This is a genomic window from Clostridium yunnanense (genome assembly GCF_016595795.1).
Classification (GTDB): Bacteria; Bacillota; Clostridia; order Clostridiales; family Clostridiaceae; genus Clostridium_AR; species Clostridium_AR yunnanense.
The window spans coordinates 139,792-158,677 of record NZ_JAENHN010000037.1 but is presented as its reverse complement, the minus strand read 5'-3'; the positions used below and the strand labels follow the sequence as shown (position 1 = coordinate 158,677).

19 protein-coding genes are annotated in these 18,886 nt (G+C 31.5%); 17 read left to right on the top strand and 2 right to left on the bottom strand.

Going from position 1 to position 18,886, the window contains the following annotated elements; translation table 11 throughout:
* Positions 1–113: 113 nt before the first annotated feature.
* Both JHL18_RS12110 and JHL18_RS12105 read left to right on the top strand, forming a co-directional pair.
* Entirely contained in the window at positions 114–1,856 is a 1,743-nt protein-coding gene (locus tag JHL18_RS12110) for an ABC transporter ATP-binding protein (RefSeq protein ID WP_200269495.1), read from the top strand.
* Positions 1,856–3,637, top strand: coding sequence for an ABC transporter ATP-binding protein (locus tag JHL18_RS12105; RefSeq protein WP_200269493.1), 1,782 nt, complete (start codon positions 1,856–1,858; stop codon positions 3,635–3,637). Before JHL18_RS12110 ends, JHL18_RS12105 begins: the two co-directional genes overlap by 1 nt.
* 138 nt (positions 3,638–3,775) lie before the next feature.
* Here the strand turns inward: JHL18_RS12105 and JHL18_RS12100 are convergent, their stop codons facing one another.
* Together JHL18_RS12100 and JHL18_RS12095 are read right to left on the bottom strand one after the other, a co-directional pair.
* Positions 3,776–3,985 (bottom strand): helix-turn-helix transcriptional regulator, encoded by a 210-nt coding sequence (locus JHL18_RS12100; protein ID WP_200269491.1) that lies wholly within the window; start codon positions 3,983–3,985, stop codon positions 3,776–3,778.
* Positions 3,986–3,989: 4 nt separating this feature from the next.
* Complete coding sequence (locus tag JHL18_RS12095; RefSeq protein WP_200269489.1) at positions 3,990–4,298, bottom strand: DUF6442 family protein; 309 nt, start codon at positions 4,296–4,298, stop codon at positions 3,990–3,992.
* 271 nt (positions 4,299–4,569) lie between these two features.
* On the opposite strand from JHL18_RS12095, the gene JHL18_RS12090 reads away from it, so the two are divergent.
* The 15 genes from JHL18_RS12090 to JHL18_RS12020 all read left to right on the top strand — a co-directional run bounded on the left by JHL18_RS12090 (position 4,570) and on the right by JHL18_RS12020 (position 18,868).
* Entirely contained in the window at positions 4,570–5,265 is a 696-nt protein-coding gene (locus JHL18_RS12090) for an SPOR domain-containing protein (RefSeq protein ID WP_200269487.1), read from the top strand.
* Between the two features lie 416 nt (positions 5,266–5,681).
* The gene (locus JHL18_RS12085; protein WP_200269936.1) at positions 5,682–5,942 is read left to right on the top strand and encodes a DUF4321 domain-containing protein; all 261 of its coding nucleotides are present in this window, start codon (positions 5,682–5,684) and stop codon (positions 5,940–5,942) included.
* Positions 5,943–5,953: 11 nt separating this feature from the next.
* Positions 5,954–6,523 carry a Maf-like protein gene (locus tag JHL18_RS12080; RefSeq protein ID WP_200269485.1) on the top strand — a complete coding sequence of 190 codons (570 nt, stop codon included), beginning with the start codon at positions 5,954–5,956 and terminating at the stop codon, positions 6,521–6,523.
* A gap of 130 nt (positions 6,524–6,653) precedes the next feature.
* On the top strand, positions 6,654–7,340 hold the full coding sequence (radC, locus tag JHL18_RS12075) for a RadC family protein (RefSeq protein ID WP_200269483.1): 687 nt from the start codon (positions 6,654–6,656) through the stop codon (positions 7,338–7,340).
* A 19-nt stretch (positions 7,341–7,359) separates the two neighbouring features.
* Positions 7,360–8,379, top strand: a complete 1,020-nt coding sequence (locus tag JHL18_RS12070; protein ID WP_200269481.1) for a rod shape-determining protein — start codon at positions 7,360–7,362, stop codon at positions 8,377–8,379.
* 1 nt (position 8,380) lies between these two features.
* On the top strand, positions 8,381–9,235 hold the full coding sequence (gene mreC / locus JHL18_RS12065; protein WP_200269479.1) for a rod shape-determining protein MreC: 855 nt from the start codon (positions 8,381–8,383) through the stop codon (positions 9,233–9,235).
* Between the two features lie 13 nt (positions 9,236–9,248).
* Positions 9,249–9,749: a rod shape-determining protein MreD gene (gene mreD, locus JHL18_RS12060; RefSeq protein WP_200269477.1), complete on the top strand. Its 501-nt coding sequence runs from the start codon at positions 9,249–9,251 to the stop codon at positions 9,747–9,749.
* 12 nt (positions 9,750–9,761) lie between these two features.
* Positions 9,762–12,608, top strand: coding sequence for a penicillin-binding transpeptidase domain-containing protein (locus JHL18_RS12055; RefSeq protein WP_200269475.1), 2,847 nt, complete (start codon positions 9,762–9,764; stop codon positions 12,606–12,608).
* A gap of 419 nt (positions 12,609–13,027) precedes the next feature.
* On the top strand, positions 13,028–13,672 hold the full coding sequence (minC, locus tag JHL18_RS12050; RefSeq protein ID WP_200269473.1) for a septum site-determining protein MinC: 645 nt from the start codon (positions 13,028–13,030) through the stop codon (positions 13,670–13,672).
* A gap of 4 nt (positions 13,673–13,676) precedes the next feature.
* Positions 13,677–14,474: a septum site-determining protein MinD gene (minD, locus tag JHL18_RS12045; protein WP_200269471.1), complete on the top strand. Its 798-nt coding sequence runs from the start codon at positions 13,677–13,679 to the stop codon at positions 14,472–14,474.
* 12 nt (positions 14,475–14,486) lie between these two features.
* A complete protein-coding gene (minE, locus tag JHL18_RS12040; protein WP_200269469.1) occupies positions 14,487–14,753 on the top strand; it encodes a cell division topological specificity factor MinE in 267 nt (88 codons plus the stop codon).
* 293 nt (positions 14,754–15,046) lie between these two features.
* The gene (gene rodA, locus JHL18_RS12035; protein ID WP_200269467.1) at positions 15,047–16,171 is read left to right on the top strand and encodes a rod shape-determining protein RodA; all 1,125 of its coding nucleotides are present in this window, start codon (positions 15,047–15,049) and stop codon (positions 16,169–16,171) included.
* A 15-nt stretch (positions 16,172–16,186) separates the two neighbouring features.
* The gene (gene mgsA, locus JHL18_RS12030) at positions 16,187–16,549 is read left to right on the top strand and encodes a methylglyoxal synthase (RefSeq protein WP_200269464.1); all 363 of its coding nucleotides are present in this window, start codon (positions 16,187–16,189) and stop codon (positions 16,547–16,549) included.
* Between the two features lie 622 nt (positions 16,550–17,171).
* Complete coding sequence (locus JHL18_RS12025) at positions 17,172–17,984, top strand: M23 family metallopeptidase (RefSeq protein ID WP_200269462.1); 813 nt, start codon at positions 17,172–17,174, stop codon at positions 17,982–17,984.
* A gap of 23 nt (positions 17,985–18,007) precedes the next feature.
* Positions 18,008–18,868, top strand: coding sequence for a M50 family metallopeptidase (locus tag JHL18_RS12020; protein ID WP_200269460.1), 861 nt, complete (start codon positions 18,008–18,010; stop codon positions 18,866–18,868).
* Positions 18,869–18,886: the final 18 nt, after the last annotated feature.

The following is an 18,886-nucleotide window of genomic DNA, read 5'->3' as shown; positions in this document are numbered from 1 at the left end:
TAAATATACATCAGTATAAGAATATACATCAATAGTTTAAGAAATTACATTTATATTTTTTATTATTTAAGCAATAATTTATCTGTAGTAAAAGTAAGGAAGGGGAGAAAAAAATGGGTAGTCTAAAATGGATATGGGGTTATTTGAAAAGGTACAAGTTAAAGTATTTTATCGCACTATTTATGGTTTTAATTGCATCAGCGCTTAATATGATAAATCCATTTCTTTCAGGTAAGATTGTAGATAAAGTAATTGGTGGTGGTGACAAAAAGATTCTGATATCAATACTGTTAATGATGATTGGAGTTTCTGTAATAAAGGCAATTGACAGATATATATTCCAGATGATTTTTGAGTTTGTTTCTCAAGATGTGATATTTAAAATAAGAGAAGATTTATACAAAAAACTTCTAAAGATGGATTTTGAGTATTACAACAATACTCGAACTGGCGATTTAATGGCGCGTATGACTGGTGATACGGATGCCATAAGGCATTTTGTAGCTTGGGTTGTATATAACGTATTTGAAAACCTGACTTTATTTATATTTGCTGTAGTAATGATGTTCACTGTAAATGTAAAACTCACAATAGCACTAATACTTATAACTCCTATTATAGGATTTTTAGCAACAAAGATGACAAAGGAAGTTGGACCGACTTTTTATGCCATAAGAGAAAGTTTTTCAAAGCTTAACTCAGTGGTTCAAGAAAATATAAGTGGAAACAGAGTGGTAAAGGCTTTTGCTAAAGAGCGATATGAGATTGAAAAGTTTAATAAAGCTAATGATGACTATAAAGTTAAAAACTTGAAATCTGCTAAGATTTGGGAGAAGTATCTTCCTGTTCTGGACTCACTTGCTGGTGTATTATCTGTGATAATGATGCTGATAGGTGGAATTATGGTTGCACATGGTACTATGACCATGGGAGATTTGGTTGTATTTAATGGCTTTATATGGGCTTTGAACAATCCTATGCGTATGGCTGGGTGGCTTATAAATGATTTTGAAAGATATGTAGCATCAACCTATAAGATAAGAGATTTATTAAATGCAGAGGTAAAGATCAAAAGTCAGAAGGAAAAACAAATTGTTGATGGTATAAGAGGAGACATAAGGTTTGAAAATGTAAGCTTCAGTTATGATAATGAAGAGATACTTAAGGATATATCCTTTGAGATAAAGTCAGGGCAAACAATTGGTATACTAGGACCTACAGGAGCAGGTAAATCGACCCTAGTTAATTTAATCTGCAGATTTTATGATGTTACCAAAGGAAAGATAGAAATTGACGGAGTAGATATTAGAAAACTTGATATTATTAAGCTTCGAGACAGGATAGCAGTTGCAATGCAAGATATATTCCTTTTTTCTGATACTATAGAGGGAAATATAGCTTATGGAAGGCCAGAAGCTACTTTTGAACAGGTTCAAAGAGTTGCAAATGTAGCTGGTGCCCATGAGTTTATAGTAAACATGCCAGAAGGCTACGATACGATAATTGGAGAGAGAGGTGTTGGACTTTCTGGGGGACAAAAGCAGAGAATAGCTTTAGCAAGAGCACTTCTTAAGAATCCTTCGATATTAATACTAGATGATACTACTTCGAGTGTAGATATGGAGACAGAATTAAAGATACACAAAGAGCTGAGATCAATATATAAAAATAGAACTAATTTTATTATTGCTCATAGAATTTCTTCTGTAAAAAGTGCAGACCTTATTCTTGTTCTAGATGATGGTAAGGTAATCGAAAGAGGAACACATGAAGAATTGTTAAAGAAGAGAGGATACTATTATAGTGTTTATGCAAACCAATTTGGAGATTTTGATGTAGTAAGGGGGGCGGTGTAATGGCTAGAAATAAATTTGATGTAGATGAAGAACTTGAGACCAGTTTTAGTTTAGAACATCTAAAAAGACTTCTATCATATATAAAACCTTACAAGAAAGACATAACTATAACTGTTTCACTGATGTTCTTAGCAAATATGGCAAGTTTACTAGGCCCATATCTAATTAAGGTAGCAATGGACGATAAAATACCTAATAAAGATATAAGAGGACTTGCAATATTAGCTGGAATATTTATCTTAACTTTGGTGATAACAGGTGTATGCATGAAGTATAGAATAAGATCAATGTCCATGATTGGTCAAAATGTACTTAGAAAAATGAGGTTGGATTTGTTCACTAATCTCCAAAGGCTCCCTTTTAGTTATTACGACAATAGGCCTCATGGAAAAATCTTAGTAAGAGTAGTTAACTATATTAATTCCTTAAGCGATTTACTTTCAAACGGATTGATAAATCTTATTACAGATACACTTAGTCTGTTTATGGCGATTGGTTTTATGCTTGCTATAGATGTAAAGCTTACTTTAATCAGTATAGTAGGAATACCAGTACTTTTACTTATTGTTATGATTCTAAAAAAGGCACAAAGGAAAGCTTATCAGATTTTAAGCAGTAAGCAGTCAAATATGAATGCTTATATTCATGAAAGTATAAACGGTATAAAGGTTACACAGTCTTTTGCTAGAGAAGAAGAAAACTTAAGGATATTTAGAGAAGTTTGTGATAATTATAGAACTTCATGGTTGAAAGCAGTAAGTATACAATTTTTGCTATGGCCATCAGTTGAAATGATTTCTACATTAACTGTATCATTAATATATATAGCAGGTATATATTACTTGTCAGCTGAGGTATCTGTAGGGGTACTAGTTGCATTTGTTGGATATGTGTGGAGATTCTGGAATCCAATTTTAAACATAGGTAATTTTTATAACTCTATAATAACAGCAATGGCATACCTTGAAAGAATATTTGAGGCGATGGATGAAAAACCTGTAGTTACGGATTTGCCAGGCGCTAAAGAAATGAGGACAATAAAAGGGGATGTAGAGTTTAGAAATATTAACTTTCAATATGAAGAGGATAAGCCTATCTTAAATAATATAAACTTTAATGTGAAAGCGGGACAGACTATTGCATTAGTTGGTCCTACAGGAGCAGGAAAGACTACAATAGTTAATTTGTTAAGTAGATTTTATAACATAGAGAATGGCACTGTACTAATAGATCAAACAGATATAAGCACTGTAACTCTAAATTCCTTAAGAAAACAAATGGGAGTTATGCTTCAAGATTCCTTTATATTTTCAGGAACAATAATGGAGAATATAAGATATGGCAAGCTTGATGCAACGGATGAAGAGGTTATAGAAGCAGCTAAAATTGTCAGAGCCCATGATTTTATATGTCAGTTAAAGGACGGATATGAAACAGAAGTTAATGAAAGAGGCACAAGACTTTCTGTTGGACAAAGACAACTTATTTCCTTTGCTAGAGCTCTTTTGGCAGATCCAAAGGTGTTGATACTAGATGAAGCAACTTCAAGTATAGATACTAAAACTGAAATCCTGCTTCAAGAAGGATTAGATAATCTGTTAAAAGGTAGAACTTCTTTTATTATTGCGCATAGATTGTCTACAATAAAAAATTCTTCTCAGATAATGTATATAGACAAAGGTGTGATATTGGAACAGGGAACTCATGATGATTTAATTAACCGTAAGGGTGCTTACTTTAAATTATATAATTCTCAATATGATATATTAAATGCTGTTTAACTAACAAAACATAGATAAAGGGTTCTGACTTCAATCATTAATTTATATGCTATGAAAAGCATAAGTTAATTGTTGAGGTTGGAACCCTATATGAATAGAAATAATAAAGAATTAATTAATATACCTTGTGAAATAAAATTAATCAAAATAAAATAAGTCTTCGAACTTTTTGTCTAAGGCAATACATAAAACAAGAGCAAGTTTAGCTGTTGGGCAAAACTGACCTGTCTCTATAGAACTAATAGTTTGGCGTGATACTCCCACTAATTCAGCAAGGTCGCCTTGGGATAGATTTTTTTCTGCTCGGGCTACTTTGAGCCGATTCTTTAAAATAAGTTTTTCTTCCATATTATTACCCTTTTACGATGAAGAAAATAAAAGAGAGTATTGCTGTAATACAAGTGAAAATTGCTGATATAAGCAAAGTATTTTTATCTCTCAATTGTTTATATTGATAAAAGTTTGTAGCTGAAAGTGTTGCAAAAGCTATAGTTATAAATTCACTATATCCTTTACCTTTTATTGCATTTATAGCTATAAATATAAAGCACAAAAGCATTGTGATAATATTTCCAAATCCAAATGAAGATAAAAATATACTTTGTTCTCGCTCATCAAAACCTTCATTCTTACTTTTCGATAAAATTTCATCTCTTTTCATATTTATACAATCCTCCTTTTTTCCTTAATATACCATGTTAAAAATTTTGTGTCAAGTTTACTTGGCATAATTATAATAATACTTGTCGCTAATAGTTGCAGTCTGTACGTATAACGAACTTTTAAATCATCAAATCAAAAATATAAATAAGTAAATTTGCTATATACAAATACTAAAAATAAAAAACATAGTCATAACTTCAGCCTTTTATAAATACAAATATTTATAAGTACAATTATTCTTAGGAATAAAAAATAGCGAGGTGAAGGAAATGAAATACACAAGATACGATCTAAATAAGAGACAGACGAATGGTGGAAAAGTGATGGTTTTTTTAGTAATAGTGGTGGTTGTAGCATTAACTTTAGGAACTGCTCTGGCAAAGATAATATTTAATAAAACCACTGATACTCCTAACAGCTCTAAGACTAACAGTACTGAACAGGTGGGAAATGCAAACAAAGAAGATACTACAGTTTTTTCATTGGTTCAATGTGGGTATTATTCAAAAAAAGAAAATGCAGATGAAAACAAGAATAAACTAAAAGATAAATATAATTCTTTTACTTTAAAAGATAATGACAAATTTAGAGTAGGGGTTTTAATTGGAAAGACTGATGAAGCTGATAAGCTTTCTAAGGATCTTACAGCAGCAGGTGTAACTAACCTAAAAGTGAATTTCCAAATAAGTAATAAGGATTTGTGCTCAAAAGAATTAGCGGAAATGGTAAGCGGATATCTTCAAGTGATTCATACCTTAGAGGGGAAGGATACTAAAAGTGTTAAGACTGATGAATTTAAAAAATGGACAAACAGTCTTCAAGAGGATAGTAAAAGTCAATACTTTGCAATATTTCAAGCTTTGAAAAAAAGTATAAACGACTTACCAGCAGAAATGAGTAAAGATAATATTGAAGGTTCATATGGAACGATATTTACAACACTAAGCGATTTTAAAGTAAAATAAAAAAATATTATATAAGCCACTTCATTATGAAATAAACACTTAAAAGGTTCGAAAGAAATTCTGAATTTTAAGATGTATTTTCTAAAATGAAGTGGTATATTTTTATGTTTTATTTAACAAATAAATGGAGGTTGATTTTGGGTTTAATTAGATATTTAAATATATTTTTTTCAATTAAGAAAGGTTGTTAATAGAATGTTTAAAAAAATATTCTAAAGAAGTCGATTACATACAAGAATTTTAATATTTTCTTAACCATATTGCTGAGAAAGTATAAGATAATAAACCATGAACGAGGACCTTTTCACTTAATTTGCCAATATTATAAAAAAACTTTAAAAAAAATCAAATACCCTTGTTATAACATTTATTAAATGATAAACTATAAAAGATGTAAAAATGAGGTGGGGGTAGCAGTGAAGGCAGGTTCTAAAAACGTTGGTATGCTTATATTTTTTATCTTTTTAGGCTTATTATTAGGAAGTCTAGCTGGAGAAATTTTAGGTGATAAATTTAGTTCGCTAAAGTTTTTAAAGACTTCATATTCTATTGGTACGCCTACGCCAGTTGCACTAGATTTAAAAGTATTTCTTTTAACAATCGGTATGAGTATAAAAATAAATATTCTATCAATTATTGGAGTTATATTGGCAATAATACTATATAAAAGGTATTAGGATGTGATAATTTGAATTTTATATTAGCTTCGGCTTCTGATAGGAGAAAAGAACTTCTCAGTAGATTGGTTAAAGAGTACGAGGTTATACCATCTTCTTTTGATGAAGATTCCATTGCATTTACAGGGGATGTAGGGAAGTATGTTGTAGAATTATCTCTTGGTAAAGCAGAGTATATAAGAAATGACATAAAAAAACCTAGTATAATAATTGCAGCTGATACAGTTGTAAGTTTAGAAGACAAGGTTTTGGGGAAACCTAAAGATAAGGGGGATGCCTTTAGGATGTTACAATCTCTAAGTGGCAAAACTCATCAGGTATATTCAGGAATCACAGTAATCAATACTGAAAGTAATAAGTTAATCTCAGATTACGTATGTACAGAGGTTACTTTTTCTGTATTGTCGAAAGAAGAAATAGATGAGTACATAAATACCGGTGAACCTATGGATAAAGCAGGTTCTTACGGAATTCAAGGCTTTGGAGGTGTTTTCGTAGAGAAAATAGAAGGCTGCTATTATAACGTAGTAGGCTTACCTCTAAACAAATTAAAAAACATTTTGAGAGATATTGTTAAATAAATTGGGCATGGGGAAGGATATTAAGATAGAGCTTTTAAATTATAAAACTATTTTTGTAGCTTCTATTATATTAGGAGAGGTAAAAATATGTTTTTATATTTATTAAAGCAGTGATAAAGGAGTTTATCAAATGAACATAAATCTTAAAATATCAGATATCCCTAAAAATGAAAGACCTCAGGAAAAGCTAATAAGACAAGGATCAAGCGCATTATCAAATCATGAGTTACTTGCATTGATACTTAGAACTGGTACTTCTAATGAAAATGTACTGGGACTTAGTATGAGAATTCTTCAAGAACTAGATGGAATTAATGGGCTTCTAAATACGTCACCGGAAGAACTAATGAAAATTAAGGGGATTAAAGAAGTTAAAGCAACGCAAATAATGGCGCTGTGCGAACTTTTTAAGAGGTTTAGAAGTTTTAAAGCAGGTGAAGAAATTCGAATAAGTGACCCTAAAAGTGCAGCTATGATTGTTATGAATGAAATAGCTCATTTAAAGCAAGAGGTACTTATGCTTATGATGCTCAATACTAAAAATACCATTATTTCTATAAAAGAAGTGTTTAAAGGCAGTTTAAATTCATCAATAGTACATCCGAGAGAAATCTTTGTAGAAGCTATAAAAAAAAGTGCAGCTTCAATAATAATATGTCATAACCATCCTTCAGGAGATCCTACTCCAAGTAAAGAGGATGTTAATATAACCTTGCGCATAAAAGAATGTGGCAAGATTGTAGGGATAGACTTATTAGACCATATAATAATAGGTGGTCAAAAGTTTATAAGTTTAAAAGAACAAGGAATAATCTAAAACTGAAAGGGGAATAAACATGGGATTGTTTGGAATGAATAAAGATATGGGGATAGATTTGGGTACTGCCAATACATTAGTATACGTTAAAGGAAAAGGCATAGTTTTAAGAGAACCTTCAGTTGTAGCAATTAATAATATGACTAAGAAGCCGTTAGCTGTTGGAACAGAAGCTAAGCAGATGATAGGTAGAACTCCAGGAAATATAGTTGCTATTAGACCTTTAAAGGACGGGGTTATAGCTGATTTTGATATAACGCAGACAATGCTTAAGAAGTTTATAGATATGATAACAAATAAAAGCGCTTTCGCAAGCCCTAGAATAATAGTATGTTTTCCATCAGGGGTTACAGAGGTTGAAAGAAGAGCTATTGAAGAATCAACTAAGCAAGCTGGAGCAAGAGAAGTTGTTCTTATGGAAGAACCAATGGCAGCAGCTATAGGAGCAGGACTTCCAGTTGATGAACCAACGGGTAGTATGATAGTTGATATTGGCGGAGGTACAACTGAAGTTGCAGTTGTTTCACTTGGAGGTATAGTAACTTCTAAGTCTTTAAGAGTTGCTGGAGATGAGTTAGATCAAGCTATAATAAGCTACATAAAGAGAGAATATAACCTAATGATAGGTGAAAGAACGGCTGAAAATATAAAGATGGAAATAGGTTCAGCATTTAGAAATGAAGAAGAAGAAGAAAAGACAATGCCTATCAAAGGAAGAGATTTAATTACAGGTCTTCCAAAGACTATTGATGTAACTGAGACACAAATAAGAGAAGCTTTAAAAGAACCTGTTTCTGCAATTATAGAAGCAATTAAAACTACTCTTGAAAAGACACCACCTGAACTTGCAGCAGATATAATGGATAAAGGCATAATGCTTGCTGGTGGAGGAGCTCTACTTCAAGGATTAGATGCTTTAATAAATCATGAAACTCATATGCCTGTACATATAGCTGAATCTCCTCTTGACTGTGTTGCCCTAGGAGCAGGTAAAGCTCTAGATAAATTTGATATAATAGCAAAGCAACAAAGAGGATAAAATGAAGCTACTCAGAAATAAACTGGCAGTAACTATTATAGTGCTGTCAGTTAGCTTTTTAGCTATAATTATTTACAGTGTTAAAAGAGATTCAAGTAATCCTATTGTCAGTGGAGCAGGCACTGCACTTAATCCAATACAAAAAGCAGCTTATAGCTTAGCAGATAAGGCTAAAGGTGGACTGGATTTTTTCGTTAACTTCTCCGAGGTTAAAAAGGAAAATGAAGAGCTTAAGAAGAAGAATATAGAACTTGAAAATAAGTTAATAGAGTACGGAAGTTTAAAGAGTGAAGTTGATGATTTAAGAGGAATTCTTAAATTTAAAGAACAAAAGTCTAGCTATAATTATGTAGGTGTATATATAACAGCAAAATCAGACTCAAGTACGCTTAATGGATATATAATAAGTAAGGGAACTAATGCTGGAATTGCTAAAGATATGATTGTTATTGCACCAGAAGGATTAGTTGGAAAAGTAGTAGAAGCTAATTCAACTTGGTCAAAGGTACAGACGCTTACCAATTTAAACTTTGCGGCTCATGCAAAAGTAGACAAATCTGATATTTCAGGGATAGTAAGGGGATACAAAAACAGTGATAACGAACCGTTAGCAATTTTAGACTTACTTCCAATTAATTCTCAGATAAATAAAGGAGATATAATAACAACTACAGGACTTGGTGGAATGTATCCAAAGGATTTAAAGATAGGAACAGTGGTGTCTGTAGAAGAAGATAAAGTTAAAGTTAATAAAAGTGCTATAATAAAGCCTTCTGTAGATTTTAACAAATTAGAAGAATTATATGTAGTAATACCACCAGATGGAAATAAAGAAGAGATAAAATATAAAGACTAAGGGGGACGAATAGGTGAAAAGAGTTGTGTTGGCAATTATATGCCTGATTTTATTAATTCTTGATAACAGTATTGTCCCTTTCTTTTCAATATTTAATGGAACTCCAAGTCTATTATTGTGTTTTGCAATTTGTTTTTCCGTAGTAAACGGAAGATGGGAAGCAACTATAATTGGAGCTTTTAGTGGACTGTTACAGGATATTTTTTTCTATAAGTATTATGGAATCAATGCTTTAGCAAATCTATTATTGTGCATTTTGGCAGCTGTTATTGGTGAGAATATATTCAAGAACAGGAGACTAATACCTGTTTTATCAACATTTTGTCTATCGATAATCAAGTTGTTATTTGTTATGATTATATTGTATTTAGCTAAGGTTAAGATACCTTTGGGATATCCTATGATTATTTCAGCAACTTACAATATGGTTATAGTTTTCTTAATATATAACAGAGTATATAAATTTTCAAATAAGAAGTATATGAAGGTTCAGTGGAAGTTCAATAAAGATTAATAGGTGATAATAATGAATAACGTTAAGAAGAAAAAGAAAACAGTGAATCGATATACAGTAGTAATAGTAATAATGTTTATTATATTTTCAGCTATAGTCGCAAGGCTTATATATTTGCAAATTTTTAAATATGATGACTATACTGATAGAGCCAATACTAGCTCAAGAAGATTAGTTACAGAAAAAGCACCTAGAGGTAAGATATATGATTCTCAAGGTAATCTTTTAGCTACTAATAAGCAGGTGTATACTTTAACCTTTACTCAGACTGATGACTCATCTAAAAGTTTTTATACCACAATGAAACAAGTGTTTAAACTTCTAGATGAGAATAAAGATTCTCAGCAAGATACTTTAAACCTTAAAATTAATGATAAAGGTGAACCATATTTTGATTTTAATGTTTCAACTGATGACAGTAAAAGAGCTTTAGAAATCAGATTCAAAAGAGATAGAGGTATGAATGATGATATAAAGAAGAAGCTGTTCAAAGGTAAACAAGAGCTTACTGATGATGATGAAAGTAAAATTGATGAAGAACTGGTAAAGATAAGTGCGAAAGACACCTTTTATTATATGGTTAAGTTTTATCAAATGTATGATATGTTAAATCCTACAGCTGCTGAGAAAAAGACTTATAAAAACTTAAGTGCACAAGAAATAACAGAAATGCTTTTAAAGAAATTTTCTATAAATGATATTAGAAGATATATGCTGGTTAAAGATGCTATTAAGATGCAGAGTTTTTCAGGTTTTAAACCTGTTACTATAGCAGCAAACATAAAAAAGGACACTGCATCGATATTTTATCAAAAGTTAACTGGTCTTCCAGGGGTAGATGTGGCTTTAGAGCCTATGAGATACTATCCTTATGGCCAATATAATCTAGCTTCTAGCGTAATTGGTTACGTTGCTTCAATAGATAGCAGCAGAAAGGACAGATACGAAGAAAGAGGCTATGATGTATCTACAGATGTTATAGGAAAAGCTGGAATAGAGTCTGCTTTTGAATCAGTGCTTAAGGGGAATACTGGAGGAACTACAATTAAGGTTGATTCTCAAGGTAGAAAAACAGAAGAGTTATTTGATCTTGAGCCAAGCCCTGGTGAAGATGTTCATTTGAGTATAGATAAAAATATACAATACTCAGCCGAGAAATCATTACAAGAGAGAATGGAGTATGTAAGAACGCAAGTTTACGACCCTCAATTTCCAATAGCTAGAGATTTTAATACTACAAGAGGAGCGGTTGTTGCTATAGAAGCAAAAACTGGAAGAGTTCTTGCTATGGCTAGTAATCCAGGCTTTGATGCTAATATATTCTCAGAACCAGGAAAGCTTACTCCTGAATTGTCAAAACAGTTTTTTAACCCTGACTATGAAGCTTATGGAAAGATGATTATATCGAAATATAATCTAAATAAAACCATTGATGAGCTATTCCCTAAGGATGCTAATGGTAATAGACAGGATAAATATGATTTGTATCCTAAACCGTTTTATAATTATGCTACTCAGGGACTTATCCCTCCTGGATCAACTTTTAAGCCTTTGACATCTCTTGCGGCTTTAGAAGAGGGAGTAGTTAATCCTAAGGAAACTCTATACGGTAAGAAATATTTTGATACTCGTCCATTAATATTAGGTTCTTGGGCTCCGGCTGATGAACATGAGTATGGAATAGTAGATTTAAAGAGAGCACTTGCGGTCTCTTGTAACTTCTATTACTATGAAATGGGAGTTAGAATGTATGTAAAGAATGGACAAAATACTCAAGCGCTTGATAGTATAGCAAAATATGCATGGCAACTTGGTATGGGAACTGATCCAAAAGGTAATCAAAAAGGAAGTACTGGCATTGAAATAGGTGAAAATTTTGGACAAACCTATAATTATGAATATTTTAAGAGTCAAACTTTATATTATTCAAGATATGAGTTAGTTGACTTTCTATCAAAAGGAGCATATGGAACAGGATACAATTTTGTTCCGTTAGACATAGAAGCTAAAGATGATGACGATGATAAATTAAAGGAAACAAAGCAGAAAATAAAAGATGCAGTAATAGATGTGTTGAAGAATAGTACTAACAGCAAGATTAGTCTTGATGGTTTTGAAACAAAACTTAGTAAGCTTTTAAGTGATTTAGAAACTAATTCAAAGGTATTCAGTGATAGAATAAAAGAAGCCAATAATTCTGGTAGAAAGTATTCACAGAAAACTGTTATTATTGCTATGGAACAATTTATCTTTGATAAAAATGGAGCTATAAATACTCCTGCAGAGCTTGTAAATGCATCTATAGGACAAGGTGTTAATAACTTTAGTTTGGTTCAGCTTGCCAGCTATATATCTACAATAGCTAATGGAGGAACTAGATATAAGACGCATCTTGTTGACAAAATCACTGATAACAGTGGTAATGTGTTGAAAGAATATAAGCCTGAAGTATTAGGGAAAATAGATATAAAACCAGAAAATCTTGCTGCCATAAAGCAAGGTATGCAGATGGTTAACAATGGTACTGATGAAGGTACTGCAAGAATACATTTTGTAGGTTTTCCTATTCTTACAGCAGGTAAAACTGGGACAGCTACTTATAAGGATAAAGAAGAAGAGTATGGTAGAAGTGACTATTCTGTGTATGTATCTTTTGCACCAGTTGATGATCCACAGATAGTGGTAGCAGTTGTTATGTATGATGGATACCAAGGTAATATGGGAGCTCCAGTTGCAAGAGCTATTTATGAAACTTATTTCAGAGATCAGATAAAGCAGCAGTTCCCAAGTTATCAACCTATGTTCAACTATACTTTAAATCCTCCTTTGGAAGATGTTAAAGATGATAACTTAAAATAAATAGTTTGGCACAATCTTAAAATAATTAGGATTATTTTGAGATTGTGCTTTTTACTGTTTGGGAAGATATAAAACTTTTTGATATGTAAACCTAGTAATATTAAGGAGTGAAAACAGTTATTTAGGATAAACAGTAAAAATAAAATTATGTCGCCTGTAAGATTCTTCACATACGCTTAAGAAAAGGCAGATGCGCAAAAAAAAGCTCACTGAACAAAGTCGCTTCAGCGGCTTTTTTAGAGGCTTTTTTTTACAAAAAAATATAATTTATATTAATATGCATTAAATTTTGCATTTAAATTGTAGAAAAAACTTTATATATATCATGTAGATGATATAATTATTTTATACATTTAAAAAGGATTTTTATCAGTTGTTGTTGAATTAGAACATAAGTAGGGTAGGCTTTGGAGGTTTTTATGTTAGACGAGGGTATTTTTATAAAAGGAAACAGAGAAGGAATTATAGCCCTAATAAATATGGATAAGTTTAAAGATTTTGACGAAATGCTCGAAAAGTTATTAGAGAGGCTAAATTCTGGTAAACAATTTTATGCGGGAGCAACTCTGACTTTTATTGCCGATTTGAAACATATAAATGATAAGCAAATGAGAAGGTTAAAAGATGTTCTCTTTGATGAAATCATGATTAAGGATTGTATATTCCAAGAGAAGGAAGAAAAAGAAAGTAAAGCTTTTACTGGGGTATATGAAGGAAGAACTAAATTTATAAGGAAAACAGTAAGAGGTGGTCAAAGTATTAATTACCCGGGGAATATAGTTATTATAGGTGATATAAACAATGGTGCTGAAGTATCAGCAGCTGGAAATATAATAGTTTTAGGCAGTATAAAAGGTCAAGTGCATGCTGGAATCAATGGAAATAAAAAATCGATTATTGCAGCGTTTATGCTTCAACCTGAAATTTTAAGCATAAGTAACTTGATTACAATATCTCCAGAAGGGGAAAAGCCTACATATCCAGAAGTAGCAAAGATTAAGGATGGGGAAATAGTTGTTGAGCCATACTTACCTAATAAATACATACGTACATGGAGGGATTAAGTAAATGGGAGTTTCAATAGTGATAACATCAGGCAAGGGTGGAGTTGGAAAGACTACAACTACTGCCAATATAGGTACAGCTCTGGCAGCTTTAGGTAAAAAGGTAGTAGTGGTAGATGGGGATACAGGTCTTAGAAATTTAGATGTTCTTTTAGGATTAGAAAATAGAATAGTTTATACTATCATTGATGTAATAGAAAATAGATGTAGAACAAAGCAAGCATTAATAAAGGATAAGAGATTTTCTAACTTATTTTTGCTACCAACAGCACAAACTAAAGATAAAAACGACATTAGTACACAGCAGATGTTAAAGCTTGTAAATGAACTTAAAGAAGAATTTGATTATGTATTAATAGATTGTCCTGCTGGTATAGAACAAGGTTTTGAAAATGCAATAATAGGGGCAGATAGAGCAGTAGTTGTTGTAAACCCTGAAATTACATCTGTTAGAGATGCTGATAGAGTAATAGGTAAACTTGATGCTAAAGGGTTAGAAGATCATCAAGTTATAGTAAATAGATTAAATTATGAAATGACTCAAAGAGGAGATATGCTAGATGTTCCAGATATAATTGAAACATTATCAGTAAAGCTTCTTGGAATTGTGCCTGATGATAAAACTATTACAGTTTCCACTAATAAGGGAGAACCAATAGTACTTGATGAAAAAGCATTTGCTGGACAAGCGTTTAGAAATATAGCAAAAAGAATAACAGGTGAAGAAGTTCCACTTTTGGATTTGAGTAACGAGGCGGGCGGTTTCTTTAATTCTTTAAAAAAGTTATTTAAAAAGAAGTAGGAGGTGTTGTAAATGGATTTATTTAAAGTGTTTTCCAATAAGCCAACACCTAAGGACGTAGCAAAAGATAGATTGAAGTTAATATTAATACATGATAGAGGAGACTTAGCGCCTGAAGTCTTAGAAAATATAAAGCAAGAAATTCTTCAAGTTATCTCAAAATACGTAGAAATCGATAGCGATGATATTGATATTACAATAACCAAAACTGGTGAAATGGATGGGGACTCACCTGCTCTAGTAGCTAATATTCCTATAAAAAATGTAAGAGGAAGATAATAAAGAAATATATGACTAAAATAATCCACATACTGTACGAATTATGGCAGTATGTGGATTGAATTTTGTAGTTTTTTTAACTATTTTGTAGTTTAGATTTTTTAATTTTTAAGATATAATATTTATATGCGCTTATGGGTGTACCACTTCATAATAAAATTTATATTTTTAAATTCTCCGCTCAGGACTCAGAGTGTTTTTGAAAATAGTTTTTAGCTTGAAGTGATATATCTATAGAACTTTACATTTAACTAAAGATATTTATTAAAAACTAAAGTTGTGGAGGTAGTACCATGCTTAAAAGGTTAAAGCTAGATACTAAACTTCTCAGAGAAATGGATTTTAGTATCCTTATTGCAACAATTTTAATAGTATTATTTGGAATAGTTAATATCTATGCAGCTATGAAACCTGATGTATCCGATGCAAAGAAGCAGCTTCTGTGGTTCGGAGTATCGTTGGTGGTTCTCTATTTTATATTACTTGTAGATTACAATATTCTTAGAGGATTTGCTCCTATATTATATTGGGGATCCATAGTTTTATTGATTTATACTAGATTTATGGGAGCTACTATAAATGGAGCTAGGGGTTGGATAAAAGTTGGTGGATTATTTTCTATACAAGCCTCAGAGTTAGCTAAGGTAGCTATCATATTTATGTTAGCTAAAAAGTTAGATGAGATGGAGCTGAAGGTAAATAATCTTAAAAACTTTATGATTCTAGCAGCATATACATTAGTTCCTGTGGCACTTATAGTAATTCAGCCTGATATGGGGATGACTATGGTTTGTTTCTTTATCGTACTTGGAATATTCTTCTGTGCAGGCCTAGACATGAGAATTATCCTAGGAGGATTGACTTCATTAGTTTTTGGAATTATTTTGCTATGGAATTCAGGTCTAATTGAGCCTTATCAAAAAAGAAGACTTGTATCATTCTTAAATCCAGAGGCGGACGAGCTAGGATCTGGTCTTCAATTAATGCAGTCAATGACTGGTATAGGCTCAGGTGGTTTTTTTGGAACTGGGTTTAAGTTTTCTCAAGATTCGTCTACTAGTTATGTAGGTCAATTTGTTCCAGAAAAGCAGACTGATTTTATTTTTGCAGTTATTGGGGAACATTGGGGGACTATTGGTGCTATAGTTCTACTTATACTTTACGGAATTATAGTATATAGAACAATAAGAACAGCAAGGGTTTCTAAAGATATTTTTGGATCAATGATTTGTGTTGGTATGGCATCTTACTTTCTATTTGCGATATTACAAAATGTTGGAATGACTATTGGAATAATGCCTATTACAGGGATAACTTTGCCGCTAGTTAGTTATGGTGGTAGTTCACTTCTAACCACTATGATGTCTATAGCCTTAATTATAAATATTGGTATGAGAAAGAAAAAGATTAATTTTTAGGGGGAAAAGGGTATTATGAATATTTCGCTAATAGCGCATGATGAGAAGAAAGACGATATGCTGGAATTTGTAAGCAGGTACAAGCATATTTTTGAAAGACATATTTTATATGCAACAGGAACTACAGGAAAAAGAATAACTGAAGAAACGGGACTTCCAGTACATAGATTTTTATCAGGACCTCTTGGTGGAGATCAACAAATCGGAAGTAAAATTGCTGAAGGAAATATGGATTTAGTTATATTTTTAAGAGATCCATTAACTGCTCAGCCTCATGAACCGGACGTTACAGCATTAATAAGATTGTGTGATGTTCATCATATACCAGTTGCAACGAATGTAGGAAGTGCAGAAGTTTTTATGAAATCACTAAAATAAGTGGATTTATATGTAAAGAAGAACACTACTTAGATTATAGGATATAACTATGATTTAAGTAGTGTTTTGTTTTGTTGTAAATTAATAGTTGAAGTTGGAACTCTATATCGTAGTAACTTTCTTATATACTTTTATAAAGATGAACTACTTCAATCCGAAATCTATTTTCAAAACTCCTCTGGGTTCTGAGAGGAGAATTTGAAAATATAAATTCTAATATGAAGTGGTTCATCTATATATGAACTACTTCAATCCGAAATCTATTTTTAAAACTCTCACGGCTTCTGGTGAGAGAATTTAAAAATAATAAATTTTATCACGAAGTGGTTCATTCATATCATATAATTCATGTATCGCAAATATATATAATATGAACTTAATATAAATTGAAGCAGAAGTATTTTATTCTTTAGGAATTTATATATCAATTATATCTGTGGATAATTATGCGAACAGACTTAAGACATATTATAAGTTAAAGAATAAAAAAAGAAGAATAAGTCGGCTGTAAGATTCTTCACATATGTTTAGAAAAGGCAGATGCGCAAAAAGATCAACTAAAGAAGGTCGCTTTAGCGAATTTTTTATCTATATAAATATTTGTGAACATGGGAGGAAAAGGATGGGAAAGTATAATAGCGAATATGAGAGTTACTATGCAAAAATATTGCAAAGGCAGAGAACACAGAATCCATACGCTGCATATGGAGTGCAAGAAACTCCTGTAAGTAAAATAGAATATAGTGCTGGAGTAAGTAATTTTAATGGATTTAATAAAAACGTAATTGTAAGCAGGATAATGCAAGAACTTATAGGGGTTCTGTGCTTAACCGCCTTTGTTATTGTATGCAAAACTATAGCCACGCCTCAAACCAAAGTGGCGTATAAGTATGCGAAAGATGTGATCAATAATAATCTTGATTATAATAAGTATTTAGATCCTAAAATAGTTTCCTACATAAGCAGTATAAACTTTAAAGATACTACAAGTCTTAGGGATAATCTAGAAGATTATATTGAGACTTTTAAGTCTAATGTAACTGGAGAAAAAACACTAAAAGAAAAATCTAAAGAGAGTTTTGTGGCGCCTGTAAAAGGAAAAATTGATAGTGAGCTAAGTGCAAAGAAAACAGATAAATCAATTGTGATAGATATAAATGAAAATACTGAAGTAATAGCGCCTAATGTAGGTACAGTAAAGAAAGTAGCTGATGAAAAAGATATTGGTAGCTATGTAATTATTGATCATGGAAATGGTATAGAGACAAAATGCTCTGGATTAAAAGAGATAGGGGTAAAGGAAGGCGAGAAAGTAGATAAAGGCCAATTTTTAGGGAAAAGCCAGAGTGTAAAAAGTTTAAATAAGGCATGTGTGATATTTTCTTTAAGCTATATGGGAGAGAATAAAGAACCAAAGGAATATATGACATTTTAGTAGCAATTCTTTAGGAGAATTTAATGATAAAAATAAGCAAGTGGTTAATTCCGCAAATACTTATATTCTTTATTTTAGGATTTAAGTCTATGATATTTTTAGGGTTTTTGTGGATAATATTTCATGAGATGACTCATTATATTGTGGCAAAATGGATGAAGCTAAGTATAGATAACTTTAAGATTCATCCATTTGGCACTGCTTTAGAACTAAGTGATTTCGATGGATTAACTCATAAGGAGGAAATACTTCTTTCAATTTCAGGACCCGCCTTTAATTTTATTATGTTCGGTATACTATACATGACTTATAAGGTAGTTCCTGCTGAGTTTATTAACAATTCCATGGATATAAACTTAGCTTTGGGGATGTTCAATATGCTTCCAGCGTATCCGTTAGACGGATCAAAAGTTTTAAGAACTCTTCTGAGTTCTAGAATGTTTTATAAGAAGGCTCATATCATAACTTCATATATAAGCTATGGGGTAGGGATAGTAGGGATTGGCATATTTGTTTACTTGTCTACAATACATATATTTAATCTTAGTGTATTACTTACATCATGCTTTATACTGTTTATAACATATAATGAAAAAAGAAAGGTAATGTATATCATTATGGGAGATATAATAAAGAAGAGAGCGAGACTTGGGAAAAAGAAATATATATATAATAAAACCATCTCTGTTCACTTTAAATTAGGATTGATTAATGTATTAGGATTAGTAGATAAAAATAAGTTCAACACCTTCTATATATTAGATGATGAGCTTAGATTAAAAGATATAATTCATGAAGATGAGCTTATTGAAGCGCTAAAGACCCATGGTAATATAACATTAGAAGAATACATAAATTATAAAAACAGCTGGATGAAAAAATAGTATTGGTTAATTAGTAAT

Bases quoted from the DNA above. Each gene is read 5' to 3' on its own strand.
- JHL18_RS12105 (WP_200269493.1), top strand. From the start codon at position 1,856: ATGGCTAGAAATAAATTTGATGTAGATGAAGAACTTGAGACCAGTTTT.
- mreC (WP_200269479.1), top strand. From the start codon at position 8,381: ATGAAGCTACTCAGAAATAAACTGGCAGTAACTATTATAGTGCTGTCA.
- JHL18_RS12025 (WP_200269462.1), top strand. From the start codon at position 17,172: ATGGGAAAGTATAATAGCGAATATGAGAGTTACTATGCAAAAATATTG.
- JHL18_RS12090 (WP_200269487.1), top strand. From the start codon at position 4,570: ATGAAATACACAAGATACGATCTAAATAAGAGACAGACGAATGGTGGA.
- radC (WP_200269483.1), top strand. From the start codon at position 6,654: ATGAACATAAATCTTAAAATATCAGATATCCCTAAAAATGAAAGACCT.
- JHL18_RS12110 (WP_200269495.1), top strand. From the start codon at position 114: ATGGGTAGTCTAAAATGGATATGGGGTTATTTGAAAAGGTACAAGTTA.
- minC (WP_200269473.1), top strand. From the start codon at position 13,028: ATGTTAGACGAGGGTATTTTTATAAAAGGAAACAGAGAAGGAATTATA.
- JHL18_RS12095 (WP_200269489.1), bottom strand. From the start codon at position 4,298: ATGAAAAGAGATGAAATTTTATCGAAAAGTAAGAATGAAGGTTTTGAT.
- JHL18_RS12020 (WP_200269460.1), top strand. From the start codon at position 18,008: ATGATAAAAATAAGCAAGTGGTTAATTCCGCAAATACTTATATTCTTT.
- mgsA (WP_200269464.1), top strand. From the start codon at position 16,187: ATGAATATTTCGCTAATAGCGCATGATGAGAAGAAAGACGATATGCTG.
- JHL18_RS12070 (WP_200269481.1), top strand. From the start codon at position 7,360: ATGGGATTGTTTGGAATGAATAAAGATATGGGGATAGATTTGGGTACT.
- JHL18_RS12100 (WP_200269491.1), bottom strand. From the start codon at position 3,985: ATGGAAGAAAAACTTATTTTAAAGAATCGGCTCAAAGTAGCCCGAGCA.
- minE (WP_200269469.1), top strand. From the start codon at position 14,487: ATGGATTTATTTAAAGTGTTTTCCAATAAGCCAACACCTAAGGACGTA.
- JHL18_RS12055 (WP_200269475.1), top strand. From the start codon at position 9,762: ATGAATAACGTTAAGAAGAAAAAGAAAACAGTGAATCGATATACAGTA.
- minD (WP_200269471.1), top strand. From the start codon at position 13,677: ATGGGAGTTTCAATAGTGATAACATCAGGCAAGGGTGGAGTTGGAAAG.
- rodA (WP_200269467.1), top strand. From the start codon at position 15,047: ATGCTTAAAAGGTTAAAGCTAGATACTAAACTTCTCAGAGAAATGGAT.